Below are 22,799 nucleotides of genomic sequence, written 5' to 3'. Positions count from 1 at the left end.
GGGGCGAGGGCGAGGCGCGGATGCGGGCCGTGGTGTTCGAGCGGTACGGAGGGCAGGCCGAGGTGCGGCAGGTGGCCGATCCGCGGCCCGCGGACCACGGGGTGGTGGTGCGGGTCGAGGCGACCGGCCTGTGCCGCAGCGACTGGCACGGCTGGCAGGGTCACGATCCCGGCATCACGCTGCCGCACGTGCCCGGGCACGAGTTGGCCGGTGTCGTCGAGGCGGTGGGTCCCCGGGTCACCCGCTGGCGGCCTGGCGACCTGGTGACGGTGCCGTTCGTCTGCGCCTGCGGCACCTGCCCCGCCTGCGCGGCGGGCGACCAGCAGGTGTGCGAGCGGCAGACCCAGCCCGGATTCACCCACTGGGGCTCCTTCGCCGAGTACGTGGCGCTCGACCACGCCGACGTGAACCTGGTCGCCGTCCCCGACGGCCTCTCCTTCGTTACGGCGGCCTCGCTCGGCTGCCGGTTCGCGACGGCGTTCCGCGCGGTGGTCCAGCAGGGCCGGGTCGCCGCCGGTGAATGGGTCGCCGTGCACGGCTGCGGTGGTGTGGGTCTGTCCGCGGTGATGATCGCGGCGGCGTCCGGGGCGCGGGTGGTGGCGGTGGACGTGTCGCCCGGGGCCCTGGAGCTGGCGCGGAGGTTCGGCGCGGCCCGGTGCGTGGACGCGGCGGGGGCGGCGGACACGGCGGAGCTGGTCCGCGAGGTGACCGGGGGCGGCGCCCATCTCTCCCTCGACGCCCTCGGCTCGCCCGCCACCTGCGCGGCCTCCGTGAACGGTCTGCGCCGCCGCGGCCGCCATGTCCAGGTCGGCCTGCTGCCCTCCGAGACGGGCACGACCCCCGTGCCCATGGCCCGCGCCATCGCGCTGGAGCTCGAACTCCTCGGCAGCCACGGGATGGCCGCGCACTCCTACCCGCGGATGCTGGAACTGGTGCGGGCCGGTGTGCTGCGCCCCGATCTGCTGGTGACACGGACCGTCCCGCTCGCCGCGGTCCCCGACGCGCTGACGGCGATGGGGACGGCGCCGGGCGCCGGGGCCACGGTCATCGAGCCCTGGAGCTGACAGGACGGTCCCCCGCACAGATTGGGGCAGGCCGTTACCAAGGGGCCGGGCGCCGGCCGTCAGTCGCTTCTGCGGCCGCGGTTGCCCGGCCGGGAGGCGACCCAGGCGCGGACGGTGTCGGCGTACCAGTACGGCTTGCCGCTCTCCACGTGGTCGGGTGGCGGCAGCAGACCGTGCTTGCGGTAGGACCGCACGGTGTCCGGCTGCACCCGGATGTGCGCCGCGATCTCTTTGTACGACCAGAGCCGTCGGTCGGTCATGAAGAGCACCTCCCCGCGCGCACCGCGGTGGCGGCCGGGGAGCCGTCGTGGGGACCGGGTGCGAGCTGGCGATCACAAAGCCTGTGCTCGGTGAACGACGCGCGCCGGGCAGCGGCAAGTGCCTGTCGAGCAGGTGTGACGGACAGCCCGCGTACATGCGACATGCGTGACAGGGGAGTTGCTTTTGTGACACATCTGAAGCAGAGGGAAGAACGGGTGGGGAGCAGATGCGGAAGCTCTTCCTCGTCTCGTCCTTATGTCCGGACAAAACATTGACAGGGCCACGTGCCCGGCACTAGAACCGGGGGAGTCGATGCGGAGGGAAGCCGATGACGTACGACGTGATCACCACGGGACGGATCGGAGTCGGCCGGTGTCCGCTGCAGACCGGCGTGCCGCCGGCCCGGGTGCCGGCCTTCGGCGGGTTCCCGGGCGGCTCGGCGCCGAACGTCGCGGTCGCCGCGATGCCCACCCCGGACGAGGTGGAGTCCGCCCTCGCGCCCGGAGCGGTGCTGTGAGGGCGGGCCGGGTTGCGGGCGCCCGCAACCCGGGCGGGGACGGCGGCACGCGCGCATGCGTGGCCGACCGCCGTGGACGGCCGGCGCGGGACTGCCGTGAGGTCCGCATGACACACACGTCCACCGGCGGCAGCGAGTGGACCGTACCCACGGCCAACGGCGGCCGTACGGTGCGGACACCGGAAGGCATGGCGCACGAGGAGTTCCAAGTCCCGGGCCGCCAGGGCACGTTGGGTGAAGCCAGCCGCGTGCCGAAGGCCGCCCGGCCACCGATCGCCTCCGGTGCGGGAGGCCGCTTCGCCCTGGCAGGAGCGAAGTGCGAGCGTCGACTCCCCGCCCGCTACGGCCCCGCGCCGGAGGCTCCCGACCCGCGCCGTGCGCCGCCCGCGGGGGAAGCCGTCGGGCGTCGAGAGGGACGGGCCGCCCGAGCCGTACGGAAGTGCTGGATCTGCTTCCATCCGGACCATACGGAGGACCACCGATGACCTCGACGACGAGGCTGACGGTCGCACAGGCGCTGGTGCGGTTCCTGTCCGCCCAGTACACCGAGCGGGACGGCGTACGACAGCGGCTGATCGGCGCCACCTGGGGCATCTTCGGGCACGGCAACGTCGCGGGCCTCGGTCAGGCGCTCGTGGAGTACGCGGACGTCATGCCGTACCACCAGGGCCGCAACGAGCAGGCCATGGTGCACGCGGCGGTCGGCCACGCCCGCCAGTCGGGCCGGCTGGCCACGCACGCGGTGACCACCTCCATCGGCCCGGGCGCCACGAACCTCGTCACCGGCGCCGCCCTCGCGACCGTCAACCACCTCCCGGTCCTGCTGCTGCCCGGCGACGTCTTCGCCACCCGCCCCGCCGACCCCGTCCTCCAGCAGCTCGAGGTGCCGTATGCCGGGGATGTGTCGGTCAACGACTGCCTGCGCCCGGTGTCGCGCTACTTCGACCGGATCACCCGCTCCGAAGCGCTGATCCCGTCGGCCCTGCAGGCGATGCGCGTGCTCACCGACCCGGTCGAGACGGGCGCCGTCACCCTCGCGCTCCCGCAGGACGTCCAGGTGGAGGCGTACGACTGGCCGCAGGAGTTCTTCGCCGAGCGGACCTGGAGCGTGCGCCGCCCGGGCGCCGACCCGGCCGAACTCGGCGAGGCCGTCCGGGCGATCCGCGCCGCCCGCCGCCCCCTGCTGATCGCGGGTGGCGGCGTCCACCACAGCCGTGCCGAGGACGCCCTCGCCGAGTTCGCCGAGGCCACCGGCATCCCGGTCGCCTCCACCCAGGCCGGCAAGGGCTCCCTGCGCTTCGACCACCCGCAGGACGTCGGAGGCATCGGCCACACCGGCACCGCCACCGCCGACGAACTCGCCCGCACCGCCGACCTGGTGATCGGCGTCGGCACCCGGTACACCGACTTCACCACCGCCTCCGGCACCCTCTTCGCCGGCCGGGGCGTGCGCTTCCTCAACCTCAACATCGCCCCCTTCGACGGCCACAAGCTTGCCGGGATCCCCCTCGTCGCGGACGCCCGCAGCGGCCTGCAGGAGCTGACCGAGGCGCTGGAGATGCACGAGCACCGCGTCCCGCCCTCCTACGTCACCCAGTACACCGAGGACAAGGAGCGCTGGGAACAGCGCGTCGACGCCTGCTACGAGGCCGGCGAGCCCGACGCACGCCCGACCCAGCCGCAGGTCCTCGGCGCCCTGGACGCGATCGTCGACGAGCGCGACATCCTGGTCAACGCGGCCGGCTCCCTCCCCGGCGACCTGCACAAGCTGTGGCGGACCCGGTCGCGCGACCAGTACCACCTGGAGTACGGCTACTCGTGCATGGGCTACGAGATCCCGGCCGCCATCGGGGTGAAACTCGCCGCCCCCGACCGGCCCGTCTGGGCGCTGGTCGGCGACGGGACCTATCTGATGATGCCCACCGAGATCGTCACCGCCGTGCAGGAGGGGATCGCGATCAAGGTTCTGATCCTGCAGAACCACGGGTACGCCTCGATCGGCGGTCTGTCGGAGTCGGTGGGCGGCGAGCGGTTCGGCACGGCCTACCGCTTCCGGGCCGAGGACGGCACCCATACGGGTGCCCCGCTCCCCGTCGACCTCGCCGCGAACGCGGCCAGCCTCGGGATGCGGGTGCTGCGCGTGAAGACCGTGCGGGACCTGCGCGAGGCCCTCGCCGTGGCGCGGGCGGCGGACACTCCCACATGTGTCTACGTGGAGACCGAAACCGCAGACACAGTGTCGGGCGCGCCCCCGGCGCAGGCCTGGTGGGATGTACCCGTGGCCGAGACCGCGAGCCGACCGGCGGCGGTCAAGGCACGTGAGCTCTACGAACGGCACGTCTCGACCCGACGCCGCCATCTGTGAAGGAGTAACCGGGAATGACGAAGATCGTCAACCACTGGATCGGCGGGAAGACCGCCGAAGGCGCGTCGGGGACGTACGGGCCGGTCACGGACCCGGCGACCGGCGCGGTCACCACGAAGGTCGCGTTCGCCTCCGTCGAGGAGGTGGACGCCGCGGTCGCCGCCGCCAAGGACGCCTACCAGACCTGGGGCCAGTCCTCGCTGGCCCAGCGGACCTCGGTCCTGTTCAAGTTCCGCGCGCTGCTCGACGCCCACCGCGACGAGATCGCCGAGCTGATCACCGCCGAGCACGGCAAGGTGCACTCCGACGCGCTCGGCGAGGTCGCGCGCGGCCTGGAGATCGTCGACCTGGCCTGCGGCATCAACGTGCAGCTCAAGGGCGAGCTGTCGACCCAGGTCGCGACGAGGGTCGACGTGGCCTCGATCCGGCAGCCGCTGGGCGTGGTCGCGGGCATCACGCCGTTCAACTTCCCGGCGATGGTCCCGATGTGGATGTTCCCCATGGCCATCGCCTGCGGCAACACCTTCGTGCTGAAGCCGAGCGAGAAGGACCCGTCGGCGTCGATCCGCATCGCGGAGCTGCTGGCCGAGGCCGGGCTGCCCGACGGCGTCTTCAACGTCGTGCACGGCGACAAGGTGGCCGTCGACCGGCTCCTGGAGCACCCGGACGTCAAGGCGGTGTCCTTCGTCGGCTCCACCCCGATCGCCCGCTACATCCACACCACCGCCTCGGCGGCCGGCAAGCGCGTGCAGGCGCTGGGCGGTGCCAAGAACCACATGCTGGTCCTGCCGGACGCCGATCTTGACGCGGCGGCGGACGCGGCGGTCTCGGCGGCCTACGGATCGGCGGGCGAGCGTTGCATGGCCATCTCGGCGGTCGTCGCGGTCGGCTCGATCGCCGACGAGCTGGTGGACAAGATCCGCGAGCGCGCCGAGAAGATCAAGATCGGCCCGGGCAACGACCCCGCCTCCGAGATGGGCCCGCTGATCACCAAGGCGCACCGCGACAAGGTGGCCTCCTACGTGGCGGGCGCGGCGGGCGAGGGCGCCGAGGTGGTCCTGGACGGCACCGGCCACACGGTCGAGGGCTTCGAGGACGGCCACTGGATCGGCATCTCGCTGCTGGACAAGGTGCCGACCGGCGCCAAGGCGTACCAGGACGAGATCTTCGGCCCGGTGCTGTGCGTGCTGCGCGTGGACACCTACGAGGACGGTGTGGCCCTCATCAACGCCTCGCCGTTCGGCAACGGCACCGCGATCTTCACCCGGGACGGCGGCGCGGCCCGCCGCTTCCAGATGGAGATCGAGGCCGGCATGGTCGGCGTCAACGTGCCGATCCCGGTCCCGGTGGGCTACCACTCCTTCGGCGGCTGGAAGGACTCGCTCTTCGGCGACCACCACATCTACGGCAACGACGGCACCCACTTCTACACCCGCGGCAAGGTCGTCACGACCCGCTGGCCCGACCCCTCCGAGGCCCCGACGGGCGTCGACCTCGGGTTCCCGCGCAACCACTGAACCTCGTCCCAGCCCTCTGTCAGGCCGTCCGCTATCCGGACGGCCTGACATTTTTTTGACGCCGTGCCTGCGATTCTCGTGTTGGTGGGATGAAACGGGTGACGCAGGTGAATGGATCAGAGAGCCTTTGAAAGCAAGGTCATGTTTCTGAACATCTTGCGGAATGCGCTACTTGCTCTTGATCGCCTGCGAAAGCGAAGTCGTCGAGACGATGTCTCCGTTGCGGATTTCGAAGGTAAACAGCCATTGACGCGGTGGTTTTCGTCGGGGTTCCATGCTCGCGCCGGGAGCGGACGAGAGCACGTACGACCGAAGCCGCCGGAGGCGATAGCGCTCCCGAGCCCCACCATCTGTTTGCACGAGTCGATCGGAACCGCCGCATGACCGACACGCTCCGCCCTGTCGAGACCGCCGCCCAAGGGGCGACGGACACTCCCACAGAGGCGACCGACGGCCCCCAGAAGCTCAAGCGCTCCATCGGGGTGGTCGGCGGCACCCTTCTCACGCTCTCGTGCGTGACGCCCGCCTCCACGCTCTTCGTGGTCGTCCCCGACCTCTTCGGCTCGCTGGGCACCGCCACGGCCCTGACCATCGCCATCGGCTCCCTCCTCTGTATCGCCGTGGCGTTCTGCTACTCGGAGCTCGGCACCCTCATCCCCAGCGCGGGCGGCGAGTACGCCATGGTGTCGACGATGGCCGGGCGACTGGCGGGCTGGCTGGTCTTCGTGCTCTCCCTGCTGGTCGTCATGATCGTCCCGCCGGTGATCGCGATGGGCACGGCGGACTACCTGGCGCCGATCGTGCACCTCGACCCGGCGATGACCGGGGCCGGCGTGATGCTCCTGGCCACCCTCGCCGGCCTGCTCGACCTGCGCGCCAACGCCTGGATCACCGGCATCTTCCTGGTCCTGGAGGTCATCGCGGCCGGCGTGGTGGCCATGCTGGGCTTCGCGCACAGCCACCGCGGGGTCGGCAGCCTGGTCTCCATGCAGGTGGCCGGCGCCGACGGCCACACCGACACCGTGACGGCCATGCTGGTGGTCTCCGGGCTCGCCATCGCCCTGTTCGTCACCCAGGGCTTCTCGACGGCCGTCTACCTCTCCGAGGAACTGGAGCACCCGCGCCGCAACGTCGCCCGCACGGTGCTCGTCACCCTCGCCATCTCGTCGGTGATCATCCTCGTCCCCGTCGTCGCCATCACCATGGGCGCCTCCGACATCAAGGAGCTGACCGGCGGCGACCTGAGCTCGATGGTGACAGCCTGGTCCAACTCCGCGGTCGGCACCTTCGTCAGCCTCTGCGTGGCCCTCGCGATCATCAACGCGGGCATCGTCATGGTCATCCAGAACTCCCGGGTGCTGTTCGCCTCCGCCCGCGACAAGGCCTGGCCCGAGCCGGTCAACAACGTCTTCTCCAAGCTCGGCCGCTTCGGCTCCCCGTGGGTCGCCACCCTCGCGGTGGGCGTCCCCGGCGCGGTCCTGTGCTTCGTCAACCTGGACACGCTGTACGGCGTCACGGGCGTCTCCGTGACCGGCATGTACCTGCTCGTCGCGGTCGCGGCGCTGCTCTCCCGCCGCGGCCACCACAAGCACACGCCCGCCTGGCGCATGCCGCTGTGGCCGGCCATGCCGGTCCTGCTGATCGCGGTGCTGGCGTACATCCTCAGCCAGCAGGAGATGACCTACCTGCTGTGGACCGGCGGCATCACGGCCGCCGCCACCCTGTACTGGGTCCTCTACCTCCGCCCGCGCCGCGACACCCGCTGGCTGGTGTCGATCCCGGAGGACGCGCGGGTCTGAGCACCGGCAGCTCCTCCCGGGGCACCACGCCCCCTCACCGTGCCGCACCCCCTCGCCGTACCGCAGCCGCGGTAGGGCGAGGGGGTGCCCTACTCCCGGGGGAGGGCCGGGGATTCGGCCCACGGGCTGCATCGGTTGTCGGTGGCGGCCCGTACCGTGGAGGGCATGGATCTTCGACTGCCCGGCTTTCGCGGGCTGCTTCGAAGGCCCCGGCGCCTGCTTGCCGCCGGGGCCGCCGTCGTCGTCCTCGCCGGGGCCGGCACCTGGACGGCGGCCGCCTCCGGCGACCCGTCTGAGGTGCACCGCGCCGACCGGTTCATGAGCATGGGCGACGGGGTGCGCGTCGACACCTCCTACTTCACCCCGGCCGCCGCCGGCCGCCACCCCGCCGTCCTGCTGGGGCACGGCTTCGGCGGCAGCAAGACCGACGTACGGCAGCAGGCCGAGGACCTCGCCCGGCACGGGTACGCGGTGCTGACCTGGTCGGCGCGCGGCTTCGGCAGGTCCACGGGGAAGATCGGGCTGAACGATCCCAAGAGGGAGGTCGCCGACGTCTCGAAGCTGATCGACTGGCTGGCGAAGCAGCCCCAGGTCCGGCTCGACGCGCCCGGCGACCCACGCGTGGGCGTGGCAGGCGGGTCCTACGGCGGCGCGATCTCCCTGCTCGCCGCCGGGTACGACCACCGGGTGGACGCCATCGCCCCGGCGATCACCTACTGGAACCTCGCGGACGCCCTGTTCCCGAACGGCGTCTTCAAGAAGCTCTGGGCGGGCGTCTTCCTCAACTCCGGCGGCGGCTGCGCGAAGTTCGAGCCCGAGCTGTGCCGGATGTACCAGCGGGTCGCCGAGTCCGGGAAGCCGGACGCCGACGCCCGCAAGCTGCTGGAGGAGCGCTCGCCCTCGGCCGTCGCCGACCGCATCAAGGTGCCGACGCTGCTGGTGCAGGGCCAGACCGACTCCCTCTTCCCGCTCGGCCAGGCCGACGCGGCCGAGCGGGCGATCCGGGCGAACGGCCCCCCGGTCGACGTCGACTGGATCGCCGGCGGCCACGACGGCGGCGACCTCGAGAGCGGCCGTGTGCAGGCGCGCGTGCAGACCTGGTTCGACCGGTACCTCAAGGGGGACAAGGGCGTCGGCACCGGCCCCGCCTTCCGCGTCACCCGCACCGGGGGCGTCGACTCCACCGACGGGGCGGCCCTGCTGCGCGGCGCGAGCGGGAGTGCGTACCCGGGGCTGGAGAGCGGGCAGCGGGCCGTCGCGCTCAGGGGCGGCGAGCAGCGGTTCGAGAACCCGGCGGGGGCCGACCCGCCCGCCGTCTCCTCCCTGCCCGGCCTCGGTGGCGCTGGCGGCGGGCTGGCCCAGCTCTCCGCGCTCGGCGTCGGGATCTCGCTGGACTTCCCCGGCCAGTACGCCCGGTTCGACTCCACGCCCGTGCACGGCGACCTTCGGATCACCGGATCGCCCACGGTCACCGTCCATGTGACCTCGACCGGCGACGACGCGGTGCTCTTCGCGAAGGTGTACGACGTCGGGCCGGGCAGCGCCCGGCCGGTGCTGCCCGCACAGCTGGTGGACCCGGTGCGCGTCGAGGGCGCCCGGGCGGGCAAGGACGTCACCCTCACCCTCCCCGCGATCGACCACGAGGTGCAGAAGGGCCACCGCCTCCGCCTGGTCCTCGCCTCCACCGATCTCGGCTACGCGTCCCCGGCCGCCCCGGCGACGTACACCGTCTCCCTGAAGAGCGACCTGCTGGTGCCGACCGCGCCCGGCGTGACCACCGCGGCGGCCCCGCTGCCCGCGTGGGTGTGGTGGCTCCCGGTGGCGGGCGCGGCCGTCGCGCTCGCGCTGCTGCTGACGGCCCGCCGCCGGACGGCCGCCCCCGCCCCCGACCCGGAACTGGCCGACGTCCCGCTGCAGATCACCGAACTGGGCAAGCGGTACGCGAGGTCCTCCGACTCGTACGCGGTACGCGACCTGTCCTTCCGGGTGGAGAAGGGCCAGGTGCTCGGTCTGCTCGGGCCGAACGGCGCCGGCAAGACCACCACCCTGCGCATGCTGATGGGCCTGATCCGGCCGGACGCAGGCGAGATACGTGTCTTCGGCCACGCGATCCGGCCCGGCGCGCCCGTGCTGTCCCGGGTCGGCGCCTTCGTCGAGGGCGCGGGCTTCCTGCCGCACCTGTCCGGCCGGGAAAACCTTCAGCTGTACTGGCGGGCCACGGGCCGCCCGCCCGGGGACGCGCACCTGGAGGACGCCCTGGAGATCGCCGGGCTCGGTGACGCGCTGGCCCGCGCGGTGCGCACCTACTCCCAGGGCATGCGCCAGCGGCTCGCCATCGCCCAGGCCATGCTCGGCCTGCCGGACCTGCTGATCCTCGACGAGCCGACCAACGGCCTCGACCCACCCCAGATCCGCGAGATGCGCGAGGTGATGATCCGGTACGCGGCCGGCGGCCGCACGGTGATCGTCTCCAGTCATCTGCTGGCCGAGGTCGAGCAGTCCTGCACACATCTGGTCGTGATGGACCGCGGGCGGCTGGTGCAGGCGGGTCCGGTCGGCGAGATCGTAGGCTCCGGGGACACCCTGCTGGTCGGCACCGCCACGTCCGTGGACGAGCCCGTGGTGGAGAAGGTGGCCGCGCTGCCGGGTGTGGCCTCGGCGGTCCGGACCGAGGACGGGCTCCTGGTCCGGCTGGAGCCCGGCGGTACGGCCCAGGCACTGGTAGTGGAACTGGTGCGCCTGGAGGTGCCGGTCGTCTCGGTCGGCCCGCACCGCCGTCTGGAGGACGCCTTCCTCACCCTGATCGGAGGTTCCGCATGAGCACGCTCCCCGAGGCCATCGAGGCCATCGAGGCCACAGAGCCCGCGGGGGTCGCCTCCGGCTACCGCGCGGGCCGCACCCTGCCCCTCAGGGTCGAGCTGGTACGGCAGTTGAAGCGGCGCCGCACCCTGATCATGGGCGGCATCCTGGCCGCGCTGCCCTTCGTGCTGGTGATCGCCTTCGCTATCGGCGGCGACCCGGGCGGCCGCAACGACCGGGTGACGCTGATGGACACGGCCACCGCCTCCGGCGCCAACTTCGCCGCGGTGAACCTGTTCGTGTCGGCGGGCTTCCTGCTCGTCATCCCGGTGGCGCTGTTCTGCGGGGACACGGTCGCCTCCGAGGCCAGCTGGTCCTCGCTGCGCTACCTGCTCGCGGCGCCGGTGCCCAGGGCCCGGCTGCTGTGGTCCAAGCTGGTCGTCGGGCTGGGGCTGAGCCTGGCCGCGATGGTGCTGCTGCCGGTCGTGGCGCTCGCCGTCGGCACGGCCGCATACGGCTGGGGCCCACTGCAGATCCCCACCGGCGGGGCGCTGGAGGTGGGCACCGCCACCCAGCGGCTGGTGGCCGTCGTGGCGTATGTCTTCGTGTCGCAACTGGTCACCGCGGGGCTGGCGTTCTGGCTGTCGACCAAGACCGACGCGCCGCTCGGCGCGGTCGGCGGCGCGGTGGGACTGACCATCGTGGGCAACGTCCTGGACGCCGTCACCGCCCTCGGGCACTGGCGCGACTTCCTGCCCGCGCACTGGCAGTTCGCCTGGGCCGACGCCGTGCAGCCGCACCCCGAGTGGTCCGGGATGATCCAGGGCACAGCGGTCTCCGTGAGCTATGCGCTGGTGCTCTTCGCCCTGGCCTTCCGCGGGTTCGCCCGCAAGGACATCGTCTCCTGAGGGGTACGCGCCTGTTGACGCCGACCCCGCTCTTGAAGGTCAAGCGGCACGCGGCGGTGACGGTGTACGCGGGCGAGATCGAGTCGCTGTACGCCGGCTGGGGCCCTTCACGCCGACAACGGCAGCAGGTTTCCCGAGAGCTCCTGCGTCCGGCGATTTTATGGATTTCTCAGCGGTTATTCCTCCGATCGCGTGAATGATCGGAACCGCCCATGGTGCAGCCCGGTGAGATCAAGGCCATGGGTCCACACCTGTGTCAGGGTGGGGCAGCGCAGAATGCAGAGGGAACCGCTGCGAGGCGGCGCGGCCTCCGAGCATCGGTGCCAAGCAGACCTGCGGAAACGCGCCGGCGTGCGGGTTCACTCGGTTTCCGGTCCTCAACCATTCTTATATGAAGCGTCTCTTGTCGGGTTTCGCTCGGGCGGCGCTTCCATGCACGGCATTCGGGTGAATTGCAGCGAGGCCTGCGCTTTGCAGTTTCTTCGGTCGTCTATCTCTCGTTTACAGCCTGCAGGTCATGGTGCGAGCCGTTCAACCTTCGCTCGCTCGGTTACGGCCGACACAGAGACCTGGCCGCAGAGAAGAGAAGGGAAAGTTCATGAAGAAGAGCGCTGCTGTCATCGCTGGGGCGATCATGGCCATGGGTGTGGCCGCTCCGGCGTTCGCGGACGCGGGGGCCACCGGCACCGCCAGCGACTCCCCGGGCGTGCTCTCCGGCAACACGGTCCAGGTCCCGGTGCACATCCCGCTCAACGCGTGCGGCAACTCGCTCGGCCTCATCAGCCTGCTCAACCCGACGGCCGCCAACACCTGCGCCAACGGCTGACGTCACCGCACCAGCCACACAGCTGTGTCACAGCCGGCCTTGGACCTCTTCGGTGCCAAGGCCGGCTTTTCCCACCTCTCCAAGCAGGAAGACAACTGAAAGTGCGACAGACCCTGAGTAGGGGAACGGTCGTGGCTGCCGCCGCGACGAGCCTCCTGTCCCTGTACAGCACCACGGCTTTCGCCGACGCCGGCGCGGACGGGGCAGCCGACGGCTCGCCCGGTGTGCTGTCGGGCAACACCGTTCAGGCGCCGGTGGACGTTCCGGTGAACGTGTGCGGGAACTCCGCGAACGTCGTCGGCCTTCTCAACCCGGCCTTCGGCAACTCGTGCGCCAACACCTCCGGGACTGCCGGTGTGCCGCAGGCCGCTGCCGCCGGCGGCACCTCGAACTCGCCCGGTGTGATTTCGGGCAACGAAGTCCAGGTGCCGGTGAATGTTCCGGTGAACGCGTGCGGGAACTCCGTGGATGTGGTCGGCGCTGCCAACCCGGTTTCCGGCAACGCGTGCGGCACCGGCGGCGGCGGTACCGCCTCGGTGCCGGTCGACGTGCCGCAGTCCGCCTCGACGCCGCCCGCCCGGACTCCCGTCGTCACCCCGACCTCCCCCGGTGTCCCCAGCACGCCGGACGTGCCCCGGACCTCGGGTACCAGTCAGCCGTCGCAGCCCGCGACCATGCCGGCTCCCCGGCCGTCGCACACCCCCCAGACCGTTGCGGTTGAAAACCCCTCCACTCCCGGAGCCCGGGACACCCTTGCCGAGACCGGCAGCAAGGAGCTGCTCGCAGCCTCGAGCGCCGGCGCCGCACTGATGGTCGGCGGAGTCTTCCTGTACCGGCGGGGGCGGGCCATGGGCCACCGCTAGATGCCGGTTGCACGCACCGCCAGGAGCACCTGCGCACGACGCTTGAGCAGGTCGTGTGCGGGTGCTCCCGTGCGTCTCGCGGGAGCGTGGCCGTCGCGAACGGATCACTCCATTGGCGCACAACCTGCGAGTGGCTGGTGCGTTTACACAGCAGCGGGCATTCGCCCCGATGTTTAATCACCCCCAAGGAGCACTTCCCATGTTGCGTATCGTGAAGGGCCTGGCCCTCACCTCCGTCGCCGCCGCCGCCGTCGCGGGTACCGCCGGTATCGCCGCCGCCGACAGTGGTGCCGTCGGAACTGCCAGTGGCTCTCCCGGCGTTCTTGCGGGCAACGTTGCCGAGGCCCCGGTCCACGTTCCGGTGAGCGCCTGCGGTGACACCGTCGACGTCATCGGCCTGCTGAACCCGGCGGCCGGCAGCGGCTGCACCAACGGCTGATCCAGTCGCGGACTCTTCCACCGGCCGCTCTACCGCCCGGGCGAGCGGCCGGTGCTCCTGCCCGGGCGAGCCGAGTGATGAGACCTCGGTTCGCCCGGTCCGTGGGGGATGCGGCCCTGGGTCACCGGTTCAGCGAGCCGGCTTGGTGTGCCCTGCCGATGCCCGCCGGGTTCTCCACACCCTCAGTTTCATGGCGGCTGCCGCCATCGCCGGCGCCGCCGCGAGGGCCAATGTCAGAGCGCGGATCAGCACTCTGCTGCCGAGGCCCATCCAGCGCGTCCGCTTCCGGTCCAGTCCGGAACATCCGCAGCCGCTGTGTTCCAGCACCGGGGAGTCGAGCCAGTACGCGTCGAGCAACTGGGGCATGGCCCTCTTGATTGGATCATCCTCCATACCTGGGGCAACGACGGCCGTGGCGCGACGACACGCTGAGGGACACCGTGGTTCGGTGACGTGCCGCCAAGTCCTCCGCTCCGTGGATCGCCTGTGCGCCCGAGGCCGGCCCCGCACCTCGCCCACCTCGCCGGGGACGGCGCCGGATCGCCCGGCACCCGAAGCCGTGACTGTCCGATCCGGCCGGGGATGCCGGGCGGCTGACAGCATGTCGGTTCGGCCCCTGCCCGATCCGTGGGCACTCGAAGAGACCATCAGGTAGTCCGAATGCGGCGCCCCAGTGGTGAGGCGCCGTCATCTCGCTGAAGGTGATCACGTCGCACCTGCGATTCCGAATGAGTCGGCGTTGTGTCGGCTGTCGCAGGGACGGCGGAAGGAATACCTCACATGCGAATCACCCGTACGCTGTTCGTCTCTGCGGCGATCGCCACAGCCGTGGCCATCTCCACTCCCGCGGCCAGCGCCCTCACCCTGGCGGAGCTTTCGACTTCCGTCGGCATGTCCTCGTACAGCGGCGAGGACCACGGCAAGTCCAAGGACGACGGGTCCGAGGACGGCGGGTACGGCAACGACGACCACGGCAGGTCCAAGGGCGACGACTCGGACGAGGGCGGTCACGGCAAGTCCAAGGGCGACGACGACCACGGCAAGTCGAAGGGCGACGACTCGGACGAGGGCGGTCACGGCAAGTCCAAGGGCGACGACGACCACGGCAAGTCGAAGGGCGACGACGACGAGGGCGGGAACGGCAAGAAGCCGCACGGTGGTGTTCACGCCGGTGGTGGTGCCCTGGCCCTGCGGACCGGCGAGGACGGCGGGTACGGCAACGACGACCACGGCAGGTCCAAGGGCGACGACTCCGACGAGGGCCGCCACGGCAAGTCGAAGGGCGACGACTCGGACGAGGGCGGTCACGGCAAGTCCAAGGGCGACGACGACCACGGCAAGTCGAAGGGCGACGACTCGGACGAGGGCGGTCACGGCAAGTCCAAGGGCGACGACGACCACGGCAAGTCGAAGGGCGACGACGACGAGGGCGGGAACGGCAAGAAGCCGCACGGTGGTGTTCACGCCGGTGGTGGTGCCCTGGCCCTGCGGACCGGCGAGGACGGCGGGTACGGCAACGACGACCACGGCAGGTCCAAGGGCGACGACTCCGACGAGGGCCGCCACGGCAGGTCGAAGGGCGACGACTCCGACGAGGGCCGCCACGGCAGGTCGAAGGGCGACGACTCCGACGAGGGCCGCCACGGCAGGTCCAAGGGCGACGACGAGGACGGGAACGGCAAGAAGCCGCACGGTGGTGTCCACGCCGGTGGCGGCGGCCTGGCGACGACCGGAGGCAACCTGGCCGCAGGTGCCACACTGGTGCTCGGCGGCCTCGGCGCCGGCGCGTACATGCTGCGCCGCCGCAATGCCTCGAATACCGCGGCCTGATCCGGTTCCTGTCACCACCTCGCTGTGCTGTCGCGGCCTCAGTCATCCCCGAGGGTGACAGAGGCCGCGACAGCGGCGTTTCCACAGATCCGCACGTCTCACCGCCACCCTCTTTCACGAAAGGCACCCTGCCATGGCCGCCCAGCAGCCGCCCCAGCCGGAGCAGCCCTGGATCAAGTCCGCGACAACTCCTGTCCGACACGCCCTGCTGTGGCCCGCAGCAGCAGTCGGACTGGGCCTCATGTTCATCTACAACTCCCTCGGCGGCCCTGTAGCCGAGCACAGGCAACCCGCCCGACCCGTGACGGTGGCCTCCGCAAGGCCCACGGCGACCCCGGGTGCCGCCGGTGAGGCGCTGCCGCGGTCGGTGCCGGAGCGGATCTCCATCCCGGACATCGGCGTGGACGCGCCTTTCACCAAGCTGTCCATCGGCTCCTCCGGACATCTCGACGCGCCGCCCTCGAACGACACCAATCTCGTCGGCTGGTTCCAGGGTGGAGTCTCGCCCGGCGAGCGCGGGTCGTCGATCGTCGTGGGCCACGTCGACACCAAGACCGGACCGGCCGTGTTCGAGCGGCTTGACACACTCGAGCCCGGAAGCACGGTGAACATCACTCGCGCAGACGGAATCGTCGCTCGCTTCGAGGTGGATTCCGTCCAGACATTCAGCAAGAAGGACTTTCCGGACGACGAGGTCTACGCGGACACACCCTCTGCCCAACTGCGTCTGATCACCTGCGGTGGCAGCTACAACCGCAGTGTCCAGGACTACGAGGCCAACGTGGTGGTGTTCGCCCACCTGGACTCGGCCAAGCGCGAGTGACGCACGGCCGCGAGGAGTCCGCCCCCGGGGGAGCCAGGGGCAGCGCACGCCCCGGGCTCCCTCCCGGTGGCCCGGGGGCCACCGCCCGGCCGGTTCAGTCCTGGGTCGTCTTCTTCTTCCGGACGATGCTCAGGGCCGTGGCTCCCAGGACCAGCAGGCTGAGGCCGATGGCGGCGATCAGGGGGGTGGTACTGGTGCCGCCGGTGTCGGCGAGGTCCGTACCTCCGGCGGTGCCGCCGACCGTGGCGGGGCTGGGTTCGCTGAGGGTCTGGGTGGTGGTGCCGGTCGCGGCGCCCTGGGTCTTGCAGTCGAGGACGCCGGTGAAGCGCCGGCCCTGGCCGCCCGGGCCGGTGATCGTGAAGTCGTAGGCCTGATCCTCCTGCAGCGGGATGGTGACCGTCTCGGACGCGCCCGCGGCGGTGCTGTGCCGGATGCCCAGCAACTCGAAGGTGAACGCCTCGCCGCCCTTGTTCACCGCGGTGATGTCCACACCGCCCTTGGCGCAGTTCTTGGCCGCGGACAGTGCGGGTATCGCGCCCTTTGCGGCCCAGGTGGCGCTGGCGGTCGCGGCGACCGTCGACTCGCTGGAGCCGGCCAGGATCTGGGTCTGGCTGCGGCTGTCGGAGGTGAAGGCACGGCCGACCGGGACCGTGGTCGAGGCCTGCACGGTCAGCTCGGCCGCGCCGGCCGCGGCGTCCTTGGGCACCTGGAAGAACACCTGGCCGCCGTCCGTGACGGACGTGACCGGCCGGCCGTTCCTCCCCACGATCCGCACGCCGCTGGTGGCGGCACCCGCCGGGGGCGTCACCGTCACGCTGCTCGCGTCGGTGTGCACCGTGACCGGGCCGAGCCGCTCGCCGGGGCGGCCGGAGACGGCGGGCGGGTCGAGCGTCAGCGAGGCCCTCGGCTCGGGCAGGTCGCCGGCGGTCTTCTGCAGGTACTCCGCGAGCTTCTCGGCCTGGGGGTCGACGGCGTCGACACGGGCGCCGTCGGAGTAGCGCCAGATGGCCACCTGGGTGCCGGCCGCCGCGTCCTGCTCGGTGAGGTTCGTCGCCCCCGCCTTGGCGGCGAGCGCGGCGAGATCGTTCACCTGCGGATAGGAGTTCTGCAGGATCCAGCGGATCCGGCCGGCGTCCTTGTTGGTGCCCAGCGAGGTGCCGCTCCAGGGCGTCTCCTGGTACTTGGCGTCCTTCTGCGTGGGGTCGTGGAGGTCGACGCAGTACGTCTGCAGCATGCCGCCGCCGTCGACGGACATCTCGAACAGTCCGGCGGGCACCTGGTAGTCCCGACCGTCCTCGTGGACGACGGCGGTGCCGTATGTCTTGAGGCTACCCATGGTGGCGGTCGCCCCGCCCTGGCCCTGCGGCGTCCCGACGGCTGCGGCCGGTCCCGCGGCGGCCATCACACCGGCGGCGACCAGTCCGGACATCAATGCCGCGGCGGCGAGGCGGGCTGCCCCTCGCCTGCGCGCGGACGGCGCAGCGTGCGAAGAAAACACAGAATTCCCCTTCGAGCAGGACCCGTTGGCGTGGGGGGCAAGGTCCCACCAGCAGAAGCTTCAAGCTCACAGAGCCATGTCCGGCATCCTAAGGACCCTGCGCACCAAGCTCCTCTGTCGTATCGTCAGATGACTGATCCGAATCGGAATCGTTATCGCCGCAACCGCCTGCGAGCGGGGCTCATCGACAAATCCACCGGGGCGTTCCCGAGCGCATTCGTCGATAAGCCGCAGTTCGCCCGGCCCGTTTCAGTGGACTGTCGTCGTCACGTCACCGCGGCCGGTTCCCGCCGCTGTGGCGACTTCGTGTCCCCGGCAGGCATCTCGGCCGGCGTCCCGGCAGATGTCCCGGCCGGTGTCTCCCAGGCGGGCTCGGGCTGCGGCGCGGGCGGGGCGGCGGTTCCCGGCTCGGTCCTTGCGGAGCGCCGGAAGGCGGACGTGCCCCGGGCGAGGTCGTGGCCGATGGCCAGCGCGTCGATGTCCGCCCAGGTCCGGTTGCTGCCGTCCCGGGTCTCCGAGCGCACCTTCAGCCGGCCCTGCACGATGACGGGGTCGCCCACGTTCAGTGACGCCATCGTGTTCGAGGCCAGCTGGCGGTTGGCCCACACCGTGAAGAAGTTGGTGTGCCCGTCCGTCCAAGTGCCCTTCTCCCGGTCCCAGTAGCGCGAGGTCACCGCCAGCCGGAACCTCGCCGACCCACCCGACGCCGGTTCCCGGTACACCGGCTGCGTCGCCACGTTGCCCACTGTGCAGACCATCGTCTCGTTCATCGCGAACCCCTCCCTCACCCGGCCGTGCGGGCCGGGCGGACACGCGTACGGGCCCGTCCCGTACGGCTGCGCCTGCCGTGCCGACCGCGTCCGTCGCGATCGCCGCGGAACCAGACTGCCTCCGCCGGGCCGAGCCCGCAGGACCCTGTGGACCACCACCCGCCTGTGGAAAACTCCCTCACCCGAACGGGTGGCAACCGACCCCGCCGGACTCGTGCCCACCGGGCCCGCTCCAACCGGCCCCGCCGGGCCCGCCCCCAGCGGGTCTCACAGTGCGCCCCGCCCGGCTCACCGCACCCCCGCCCCCATGACCCGTGCGTACTGCTCCCGCACCTCCCGGTACCGCAGCAGTTCCGCCGCCACCGGATCCAGCACCCGGGCCCGGCCGCACCCTGCGGCCGCCTCCCGCAGCCGGCGTTCCGCCTCCTGGCCGTACCGTCGTGCCGGGCCGCGCGCCGCGATCCGGCAGCTCCACTCCACCAGCGGCCCGCCGATGATGCCGGCGACCATCAGCAGCACCGGCACCCCAAGGTTCGGCGCCATCACCCCGATGATCTGGCCGGCCAGCCACAGACCGCCGACGACCTGCAGGATCGTCATCGATGCCTGTGCCAGGACCGCCACGGGCCACCAGCCCGGCCGCGGCGGCCGCCCCGGCGGAAGCCCGGTCCGCGCCGCCAGCTCGTCCAGCGCCTCGGGCAGCCCCTGGGCGCCGCGCGCCGCGGCCTCGCGCACCGCCTGCGCCCACGGGGCCGGCAGGCCGGCCGAGGCCCGGTCGGCCACCGTGCGCACCGCCTGTTCGACGCGCTGCCGCGCGGTGGCCTCCTCGTCCGGCTGTGCGCGCATCGGCAGCCGGCCGGTGGGCGGTTCGCTCCGGTCCTGGTACCACCGCCACAGCCGCAGCCAGGGGGTGCCGCACGCGCGGCCCGCGTTGCGCAGCCAGGCGCGTTCGGCGGCCTCGCCGGCGGCGGTGGCACCCACCGCGTCCGCGAGCCGTGCCGCGAACTCCTCGCGCGCCTCCTCGGTGAGCCCGGCGCGCCGCCGGGTGGCGTAGACGGGCCGCAGTCGAAGGGCCGCGGCGTCCACATCGGCGGAGATCCGCCGCGCCGCGGCCCCGTGCTCCGCAACGAACTGACCGAGTGACTCGCGCAGTTCGCCGACGCCGTCGCCGGTGAGCGCGGACAGCGCGAGCACGGTCGCGCCCGGCTCGCCGTGCTCCCCCAGGGCGATGCCGTCCTCGTCGAGCAGCCGCCGCAGGTCGTCGAGGACCTGGTCGGTGGCCTCGCCCGGGAGCCGGTCGATCTGGTTGAGGACGACGAACATGACTTCCGCGTGGCCCGCCAGGGGCCGCAGGTAGCGTTCGTGGAGGACGGCGTCGGCGTACTTCTCCGGGTCGACGACCCAGATGACGGCGTCGACGAGCCCGAGGATCCGGTCCACGTGCTCACGGTGCTGCACGGCGGCCGAGTCGTGGTCGGGCAGGTCGACCAGGACCAGGCCGCGCAGCTGCGGGTCGCCGTCGGGGCCCTGGACCGGGCGTCTGCGCAGCCGTCCGGGGATGCCGAGCCGGTCGATGAGACTGGCCGCGCCGTCGCTCCAGCTGCACGCGATGGGAGCCGCGGTGGTCGGACGGCGTACGCCGGTCTCCGAGATGGCCACCCCGGCGAGTGCGTTGAACAGCTGCGACTTGCCGCTTCCGGTGGCGCCCGCGATGGCCACGACGGTGTGCTGCCCGGAGAGCCGCCGCCGCGCGGCCGCCTCGTCCAGGACGCGGCCCGCCTCGGCGAGGGTGCGGCTGTCGAGCCGGGTGCGGGACAGGCCCACCAGTTCGCGCAGCGCGTCCAGCCGTGAGCGCAGCGGACCGTCGTAGGCGAGGGGGGTCGCCGGCAGCGGCCCGGAGCCGCGGGACTCCACGGCGGGTACGAGTTCGGCGGCCGTGGCCTCGGTGACGCGGCGAGCGATCAGCCCGTCGTCCCAGATGTCGTCGGATTCCATGTCGGACTTCGTGTGATCCCGCCTGTCGCCGTCCATCGCACCCACGCGGGTGCCGTCGTGCTCCCCGCGCGCGTGCCGGTCGTCGTGCTCCCCGCGCGCGTGGGCAGCAGCCTCGCCCCTCGGGGTCCCGCTGTCCTCTACGGGGGTGCCCTTGTGGAGGGCGGCCTCCGAGGACGGGGCGTTCATGGAAGGAGCCTGGTCGGCTACCGAGGGCTCCTCGCCGACCCCTTCGCTGCGATCCCCTGTCTCCGTACCCGTCTCCCCCTCTGCCCCTGTCTCCGTACCTGTCTCCGTCTCTGTCTCCGTCCGCGTCCCTGCGGCTGTGTTCTGGTCCAGGCCGTCGGCGGCGGTGCCGCCACGGTCACCGTCGCGCCCGGCGACGCGGCCGGCCTGCGGGTCTTCGCCCCCAGCCGGCACGAGGCCGAACGTGAGCAGGCGGTGGCGCCCGGCGCCGGGCGCCTCGGTGCCCCGGGGACGGCGGGCGCTCCCGGGGTCCGGGGCGTCCGTGGCCCCGGCGCTGTGCTCGGTCCTCTCTCTGTCCGCCGGGACCGTGGCCTCCGTCTGATCGGCGTGTTCCGTTTGGTCCTGGTCAGTGACGGCGGTCACCGGTCACCTCTCTTTCAGCAGTACGGACAGCGCGGCAATGAGTTCGGCCTGGGGCTCGGGATGGACGTCCAGGGCGTCGAGCGGGGCCAGCCGGCGTTCGCGCTCGGTGTTCATCACCCGGTCCACGTGCTCCGTGAGCAGCCGGCCGCCGCGGTCGCGCAGCCGCAGCGCGCCGTGTGCGCTGATCCGCCCGGCGAGTCCCTCGCCCGCGGAGCGCGCGCGGCTGCCCCCGAGCAGCCCGGTGGCAGCCAGGGCGGCGACCACCTCGGGGTCCGGCGCGACGCTCCGGTCCAGCTTGCGCACCTCGTCCTCGGCGTACTCCTCGAGTTCGCGCCGCCACCGCCGTACGGCCAGTCCGATGCGGTGCTCGGCGCTCTCCGGCGAGGCGGCGCGGTCGGCGAGCCCCGGGGCGCCGGCGGCCGGCTCGCGCCGCCAGGCGTCGTCGACACGCTCGTCGGCCGCGGTCACGGCGCACAGGAGCAGGGCACCCAGACTCTCCACGAGCGCGTCGAGCAGTTCGCCGGCGGCGCAGTCCAGCGGGAAGGCGCGCCACCGCTTGAGGGCGTCCCCGGCGAGGACGGCCCCGGCCTGCAGACGGTCGCGCACGCGCGCGTGCTCGGTGTCGTAGGCGCTCTCCACGGCGGTGGTGAGCCGCAGCGCGGCCGCGTGCTGGGCGGCGGCGGCACTGGCCAGCTCCGACATCCGGGACTTCAGGGAGTCCAGGACGCCTCGGGCCGTGCGGGCCATCGCATACTGCCGGGCCGTACTGTCCTGGGTCCGGTGGACGAGCCAGGTGCGCAGCGGTTCCACGGCGGTGGCGGGCAGCAGGCCGCCGCCCCAGGCGGACTCGGGCAGTTCCGGCACGGTGAACCGCGGTACGTCGCCTAGGCCGGCCTTGGTCAGCAGCGCCCCGTACTGCCGGGAGACCTCGGAGACGACCTGGTGGGGCACCCGGTCCAGCACGGTCACGAGCGTGACGTCGTACTCCTTGGCGGCGCGCAGCAGGTGCCAGGGGACGGCGTCGGCGTACCGGGCGGCCGTGGTGACCATGACCCAGACGTCGGCGGCACAGATCAGCTCGGCGGCGAGGACGCGGTTGTCGGCGATCAGGGAGTCGATGTCGGGCGCGTCGAGGAGCGCCAGGCCGGGGGTCAGGGTCTGGACGGTCTCGACCCGCAGCGTGCGGGTGGGGGCGTCCTCGGGTGTCAGCAGGTCGTCGCCGGCGCCGGGGTAGGGCTGGGGCACCCAGACCCGTGTGAGATCCGGCAGGACGCGCATGCCACTGAACCAGTGGTGGTCCTCCGGATGACACACCAGCACCGGGGTACGCGTCGTCGGCCGCAGCACTCCCGCCTCGCTGACCCGCCGCCCGACAAGGGAGTTGACGAGTGTGGACTTCCCGGCGCCCGTGGATCCCCCGACGACGGCCAGCAACGGCGCTTGGGGCTGTCTCAACCGGGGCACCAAGTAGTCGTCGAGCTGTGCGAGCAGTTCGTCGCGGTTGGCACGCGCGCGCGGAGCCCCTGCGAGGGGTAGCGGAAAGCGTGCGGCGGCGACACGGTCGCGCAGGGCGGAGATTGCTTCGAGCAGCTGAGGCCGTACGTCCAAGGTCACCACATGCGAAGAATGCCCAATTTTAGGGGAATTCTGAAGCATATGAGCATGTCTGCGTGCCGATAGAACACAAGGGACGGAAGGGATGACTGGGGCGCGGGCGCAGTCCAGGCATAACGAGTGCACAACACCCGGTGCGCCAGAGGCCGAAAGCGGTGCACGATTCGTACCTGCCTGCGATTATCAGGACCGCTTCACCGAACCTCCACATTGAGCCACGGAGGCGAAGCAACAGGGACGAGGATCCGGGAGCCCTATCCTTGTCTCCGGCAACGTCACGGCACGGCCCACACCCGGGCACCACG

General features: G+C 72.0%; 18 protein-coding genes. 12 read left to right on the top strand and 6 right to left on the bottom strand.

Features of this window, described 5'->3' with window-relative positions:
* The first annotated feature begins 20 nt into the window (after positions 1-20).
* A complete protein-coding gene (locus ACH4UM_RS16650; protein WP_398178954.1) occupies positions 21-1,064 on the top strand; it encodes a zinc-dependent alcohol dehydrogenase family protein in 1,044 nt (347 codons plus the stop codon).
* A 59-nt stretch (positions 1,065-1,123) separates the two neighbouring features.
* Here the strand turns inward: ACH4UM_RS16650 and ACH4UM_RS16645 are convergent, their stop codons facing one another.
* Positions 1,124-1,324 carry a helix-turn-helix transcriptional regulator gene (locus ACH4UM_RS16645; protein ID WP_398178952.1) on the bottom strand — a complete coding sequence of 67 codons (201 nt, stop codon included), beginning with the start codon at positions 1,322-1,324 and terminating at the stop codon, positions 1,124-1,126.
* Positions 1,325-1,653: 329 nt separating this feature from the next.
* On the opposite strand from ACH4UM_RS16645, the gene ACH4UM_RS16640 reads away from it, so the two are divergent.
* The 9 genes from ACH4UM_RS16640 (at position 1,654) to ACH4UM_RS16600 (ending at position 13,358) form a co-directional block, all read left to right on the top strand.
* Entirely contained in the window at positions 1,654-1,842 is a 189-nt protein-coding gene (locus ACH4UM_RS16640) for a hypothetical protein (protein ID WP_398178949.1), read from the top strand.
* Between the two features lie 481 nt (positions 1,843-2,323).
* Positions 2,324-4,207: a 3D-(3,5/4)-trihydroxycyclohexane-1,2-dione acylhydrolase (decyclizing) gene (iolD, locus tag ACH4UM_RS16635; RefSeq protein WP_398178946.1), complete on the top strand. Its 1,884-nt coding sequence runs from the start codon at positions 2,324-2,326 to the stop codon at positions 4,205-4,207.
* Between the two features lie 14 nt (positions 4,208-4,221).
* A complete protein-coding gene (mmsA, locus tag ACH4UM_RS16630) occupies positions 4,222-5,724 on the top strand; it encodes a CoA-acylating methylmalonate-semialdehyde dehydrogenase (RefSeq protein ID WP_398178944.1) in 1,503 nt (500 codons plus the stop codon).
* 380 nt (positions 5,725-6,104) lie between these two features.
* A complete protein-coding gene (locus tag ACH4UM_RS16625) occupies positions 6,105-7,523 on the top strand; it encodes an APC family permease (RefSeq protein WP_398178941.1) in 1,419 nt (472 codons plus the stop codon).
* Between the two features lie 165 nt (positions 7,524-7,688).
* Positions 7,689-10,343, top strand: coding sequence for a CocE/NonD family hydrolase (locus ACH4UM_RS16620; protein WP_398178938.1), 2,655 nt, complete (start codon positions 7,689-7,691; stop codon positions 10,341-10,343).
* Positions 10,340-11,230, top strand: a complete 891-nt coding sequence (locus ACH4UM_RS16615; RefSeq protein ID WP_398178935.1) for an ABC transporter permease — start codon at positions 10,340-10,342, stop codon at positions 11,228-11,230. The genes ACH4UM_RS16620 and ACH4UM_RS16615 overlap by 4 nt, the downstream gene beginning before the upstream one ends.
* A gap of 598 nt (positions 11,231-11,828) precedes the next feature.
* On the top strand, positions 11,829-12,056 hold the full coding sequence (locus tag ACH4UM_RS16610; protein WP_398178932.1) for a chaplin: 228 nt from the start codon (positions 11,829-11,831) through the stop codon (positions 12,054-12,056).
* A 131-nt stretch (positions 12,057-12,187) separates the two neighbouring features.
* Positions 12,188-12,919, top strand: a complete 732-nt coding sequence (locus tag ACH4UM_RS16605) for a chaplin family protein (protein WP_398178929.1) — start codon at positions 12,188-12,190, stop codon at positions 12,917-12,919.
* A 199-nt stretch (positions 12,920-13,118) separates the two neighbouring features.
* Positions 13,119-13,358, top strand: coding sequence for a chaplin (locus ACH4UM_RS16600; protein WP_398178926.1), 240 nt, complete (start codon positions 13,119-13,121; stop codon positions 13,356-13,358).
* Between the two features lie 129 nt (positions 13,359-13,487).
* Here ACH4UM_RS16600 and ACH4UM_RS16595 read toward each other — a convergent pair whose 3' ends face one another.
* Complete coding sequence (locus tag ACH4UM_RS16595; protein WP_398178923.1) at positions 13,488-13,724, bottom strand: hypothetical protein; 237 nt, start codon at positions 13,722-13,724, stop codon at positions 13,488-13,490.
* Positions 13,725-14,138: 414 nt separating this feature from the next.
* On the opposite strand from ACH4UM_RS16595, the gene ACH4UM_RS16590 reads away from it, so the two are divergent.
* The gene (locus ACH4UM_RS16590; protein WP_398178921.1) at positions 14,139-15,188 is read left to right on the top strand and encodes a hypothetical protein; all 1,050 of its coding nucleotides are present in this window, start codon (positions 14,139-14,141) and stop codon (positions 15,186-15,188) included.
* A 133-nt stretch (positions 15,189-15,321) separates the two neighbouring features.
* Entirely contained in the window at positions 15,322-16,011 is a 690-nt protein-coding gene (locus tag ACH4UM_RS16585) for a class F sortase (protein ID WP_398178918.1), read from the top strand.
* Between the two features lie 94 nt (positions 16,012-16,105).
* Here the strand turns inward: ACH4UM_RS16585 and ACH4UM_RS16580 are convergent, their stop codons facing one another.
* From ACH4UM_RS16580 to ACH4UM_RS16565, 4 genes are all read right to left on the bottom strand, one after another.
* Complete coding sequence (locus ACH4UM_RS16580; protein ID WP_398178916.1) at positions 16,106-17,440, bottom strand: TQXA domain-containing protein; 1,335 nt, start codon at positions 17,438-17,440, stop codon at positions 16,106-16,108.
* Between the two features lie 335 nt (positions 17,441-17,775).
* A complete protein-coding gene (locus ACH4UM_RS16575; RefSeq protein ID WP_398178914.1) occupies positions 17,776-18,279 on the bottom strand; it encodes a single-stranded DNA-binding protein in 504 nt (167 codons plus the stop codon).
* A gap of 288 nt (positions 18,280-18,567) precedes the next feature.
* Positions 18,568-20,460, bottom strand: coding sequence for a GTPase (locus tag ACH4UM_RS16570; RefSeq protein WP_398178912.1), 1,893 nt, complete (start codon positions 20,458-20,460; stop codon positions 18,568-18,570).
* Between the two features lie 423 nt (positions 20,461-20,883).
* Positions 20,884-22,497, bottom strand: a complete 1,614-nt coding sequence (locus ACH4UM_RS16565) for a dynamin family protein (protein WP_398178910.1) — start codon at positions 22,495-22,497, stop codon at positions 20,884-20,886.
* Positions 22,498-22,799: the final 302 nt, after the last annotated feature.

Source organism: Streptomyces sp. NPDC020801 (genome assembly GCF_044334385.1).
Taxonomy (GTDB): domain Bacteria; phylum Actinomycetota; class Actinomycetes; order Streptomycetales; family Streptomycetaceae; genus Streptomyces.
The sequence above is the reverse complement of the archived record's forward strand: the minus strand, read 5'-3'. Positions and strand labels throughout refer to the sequence as shown.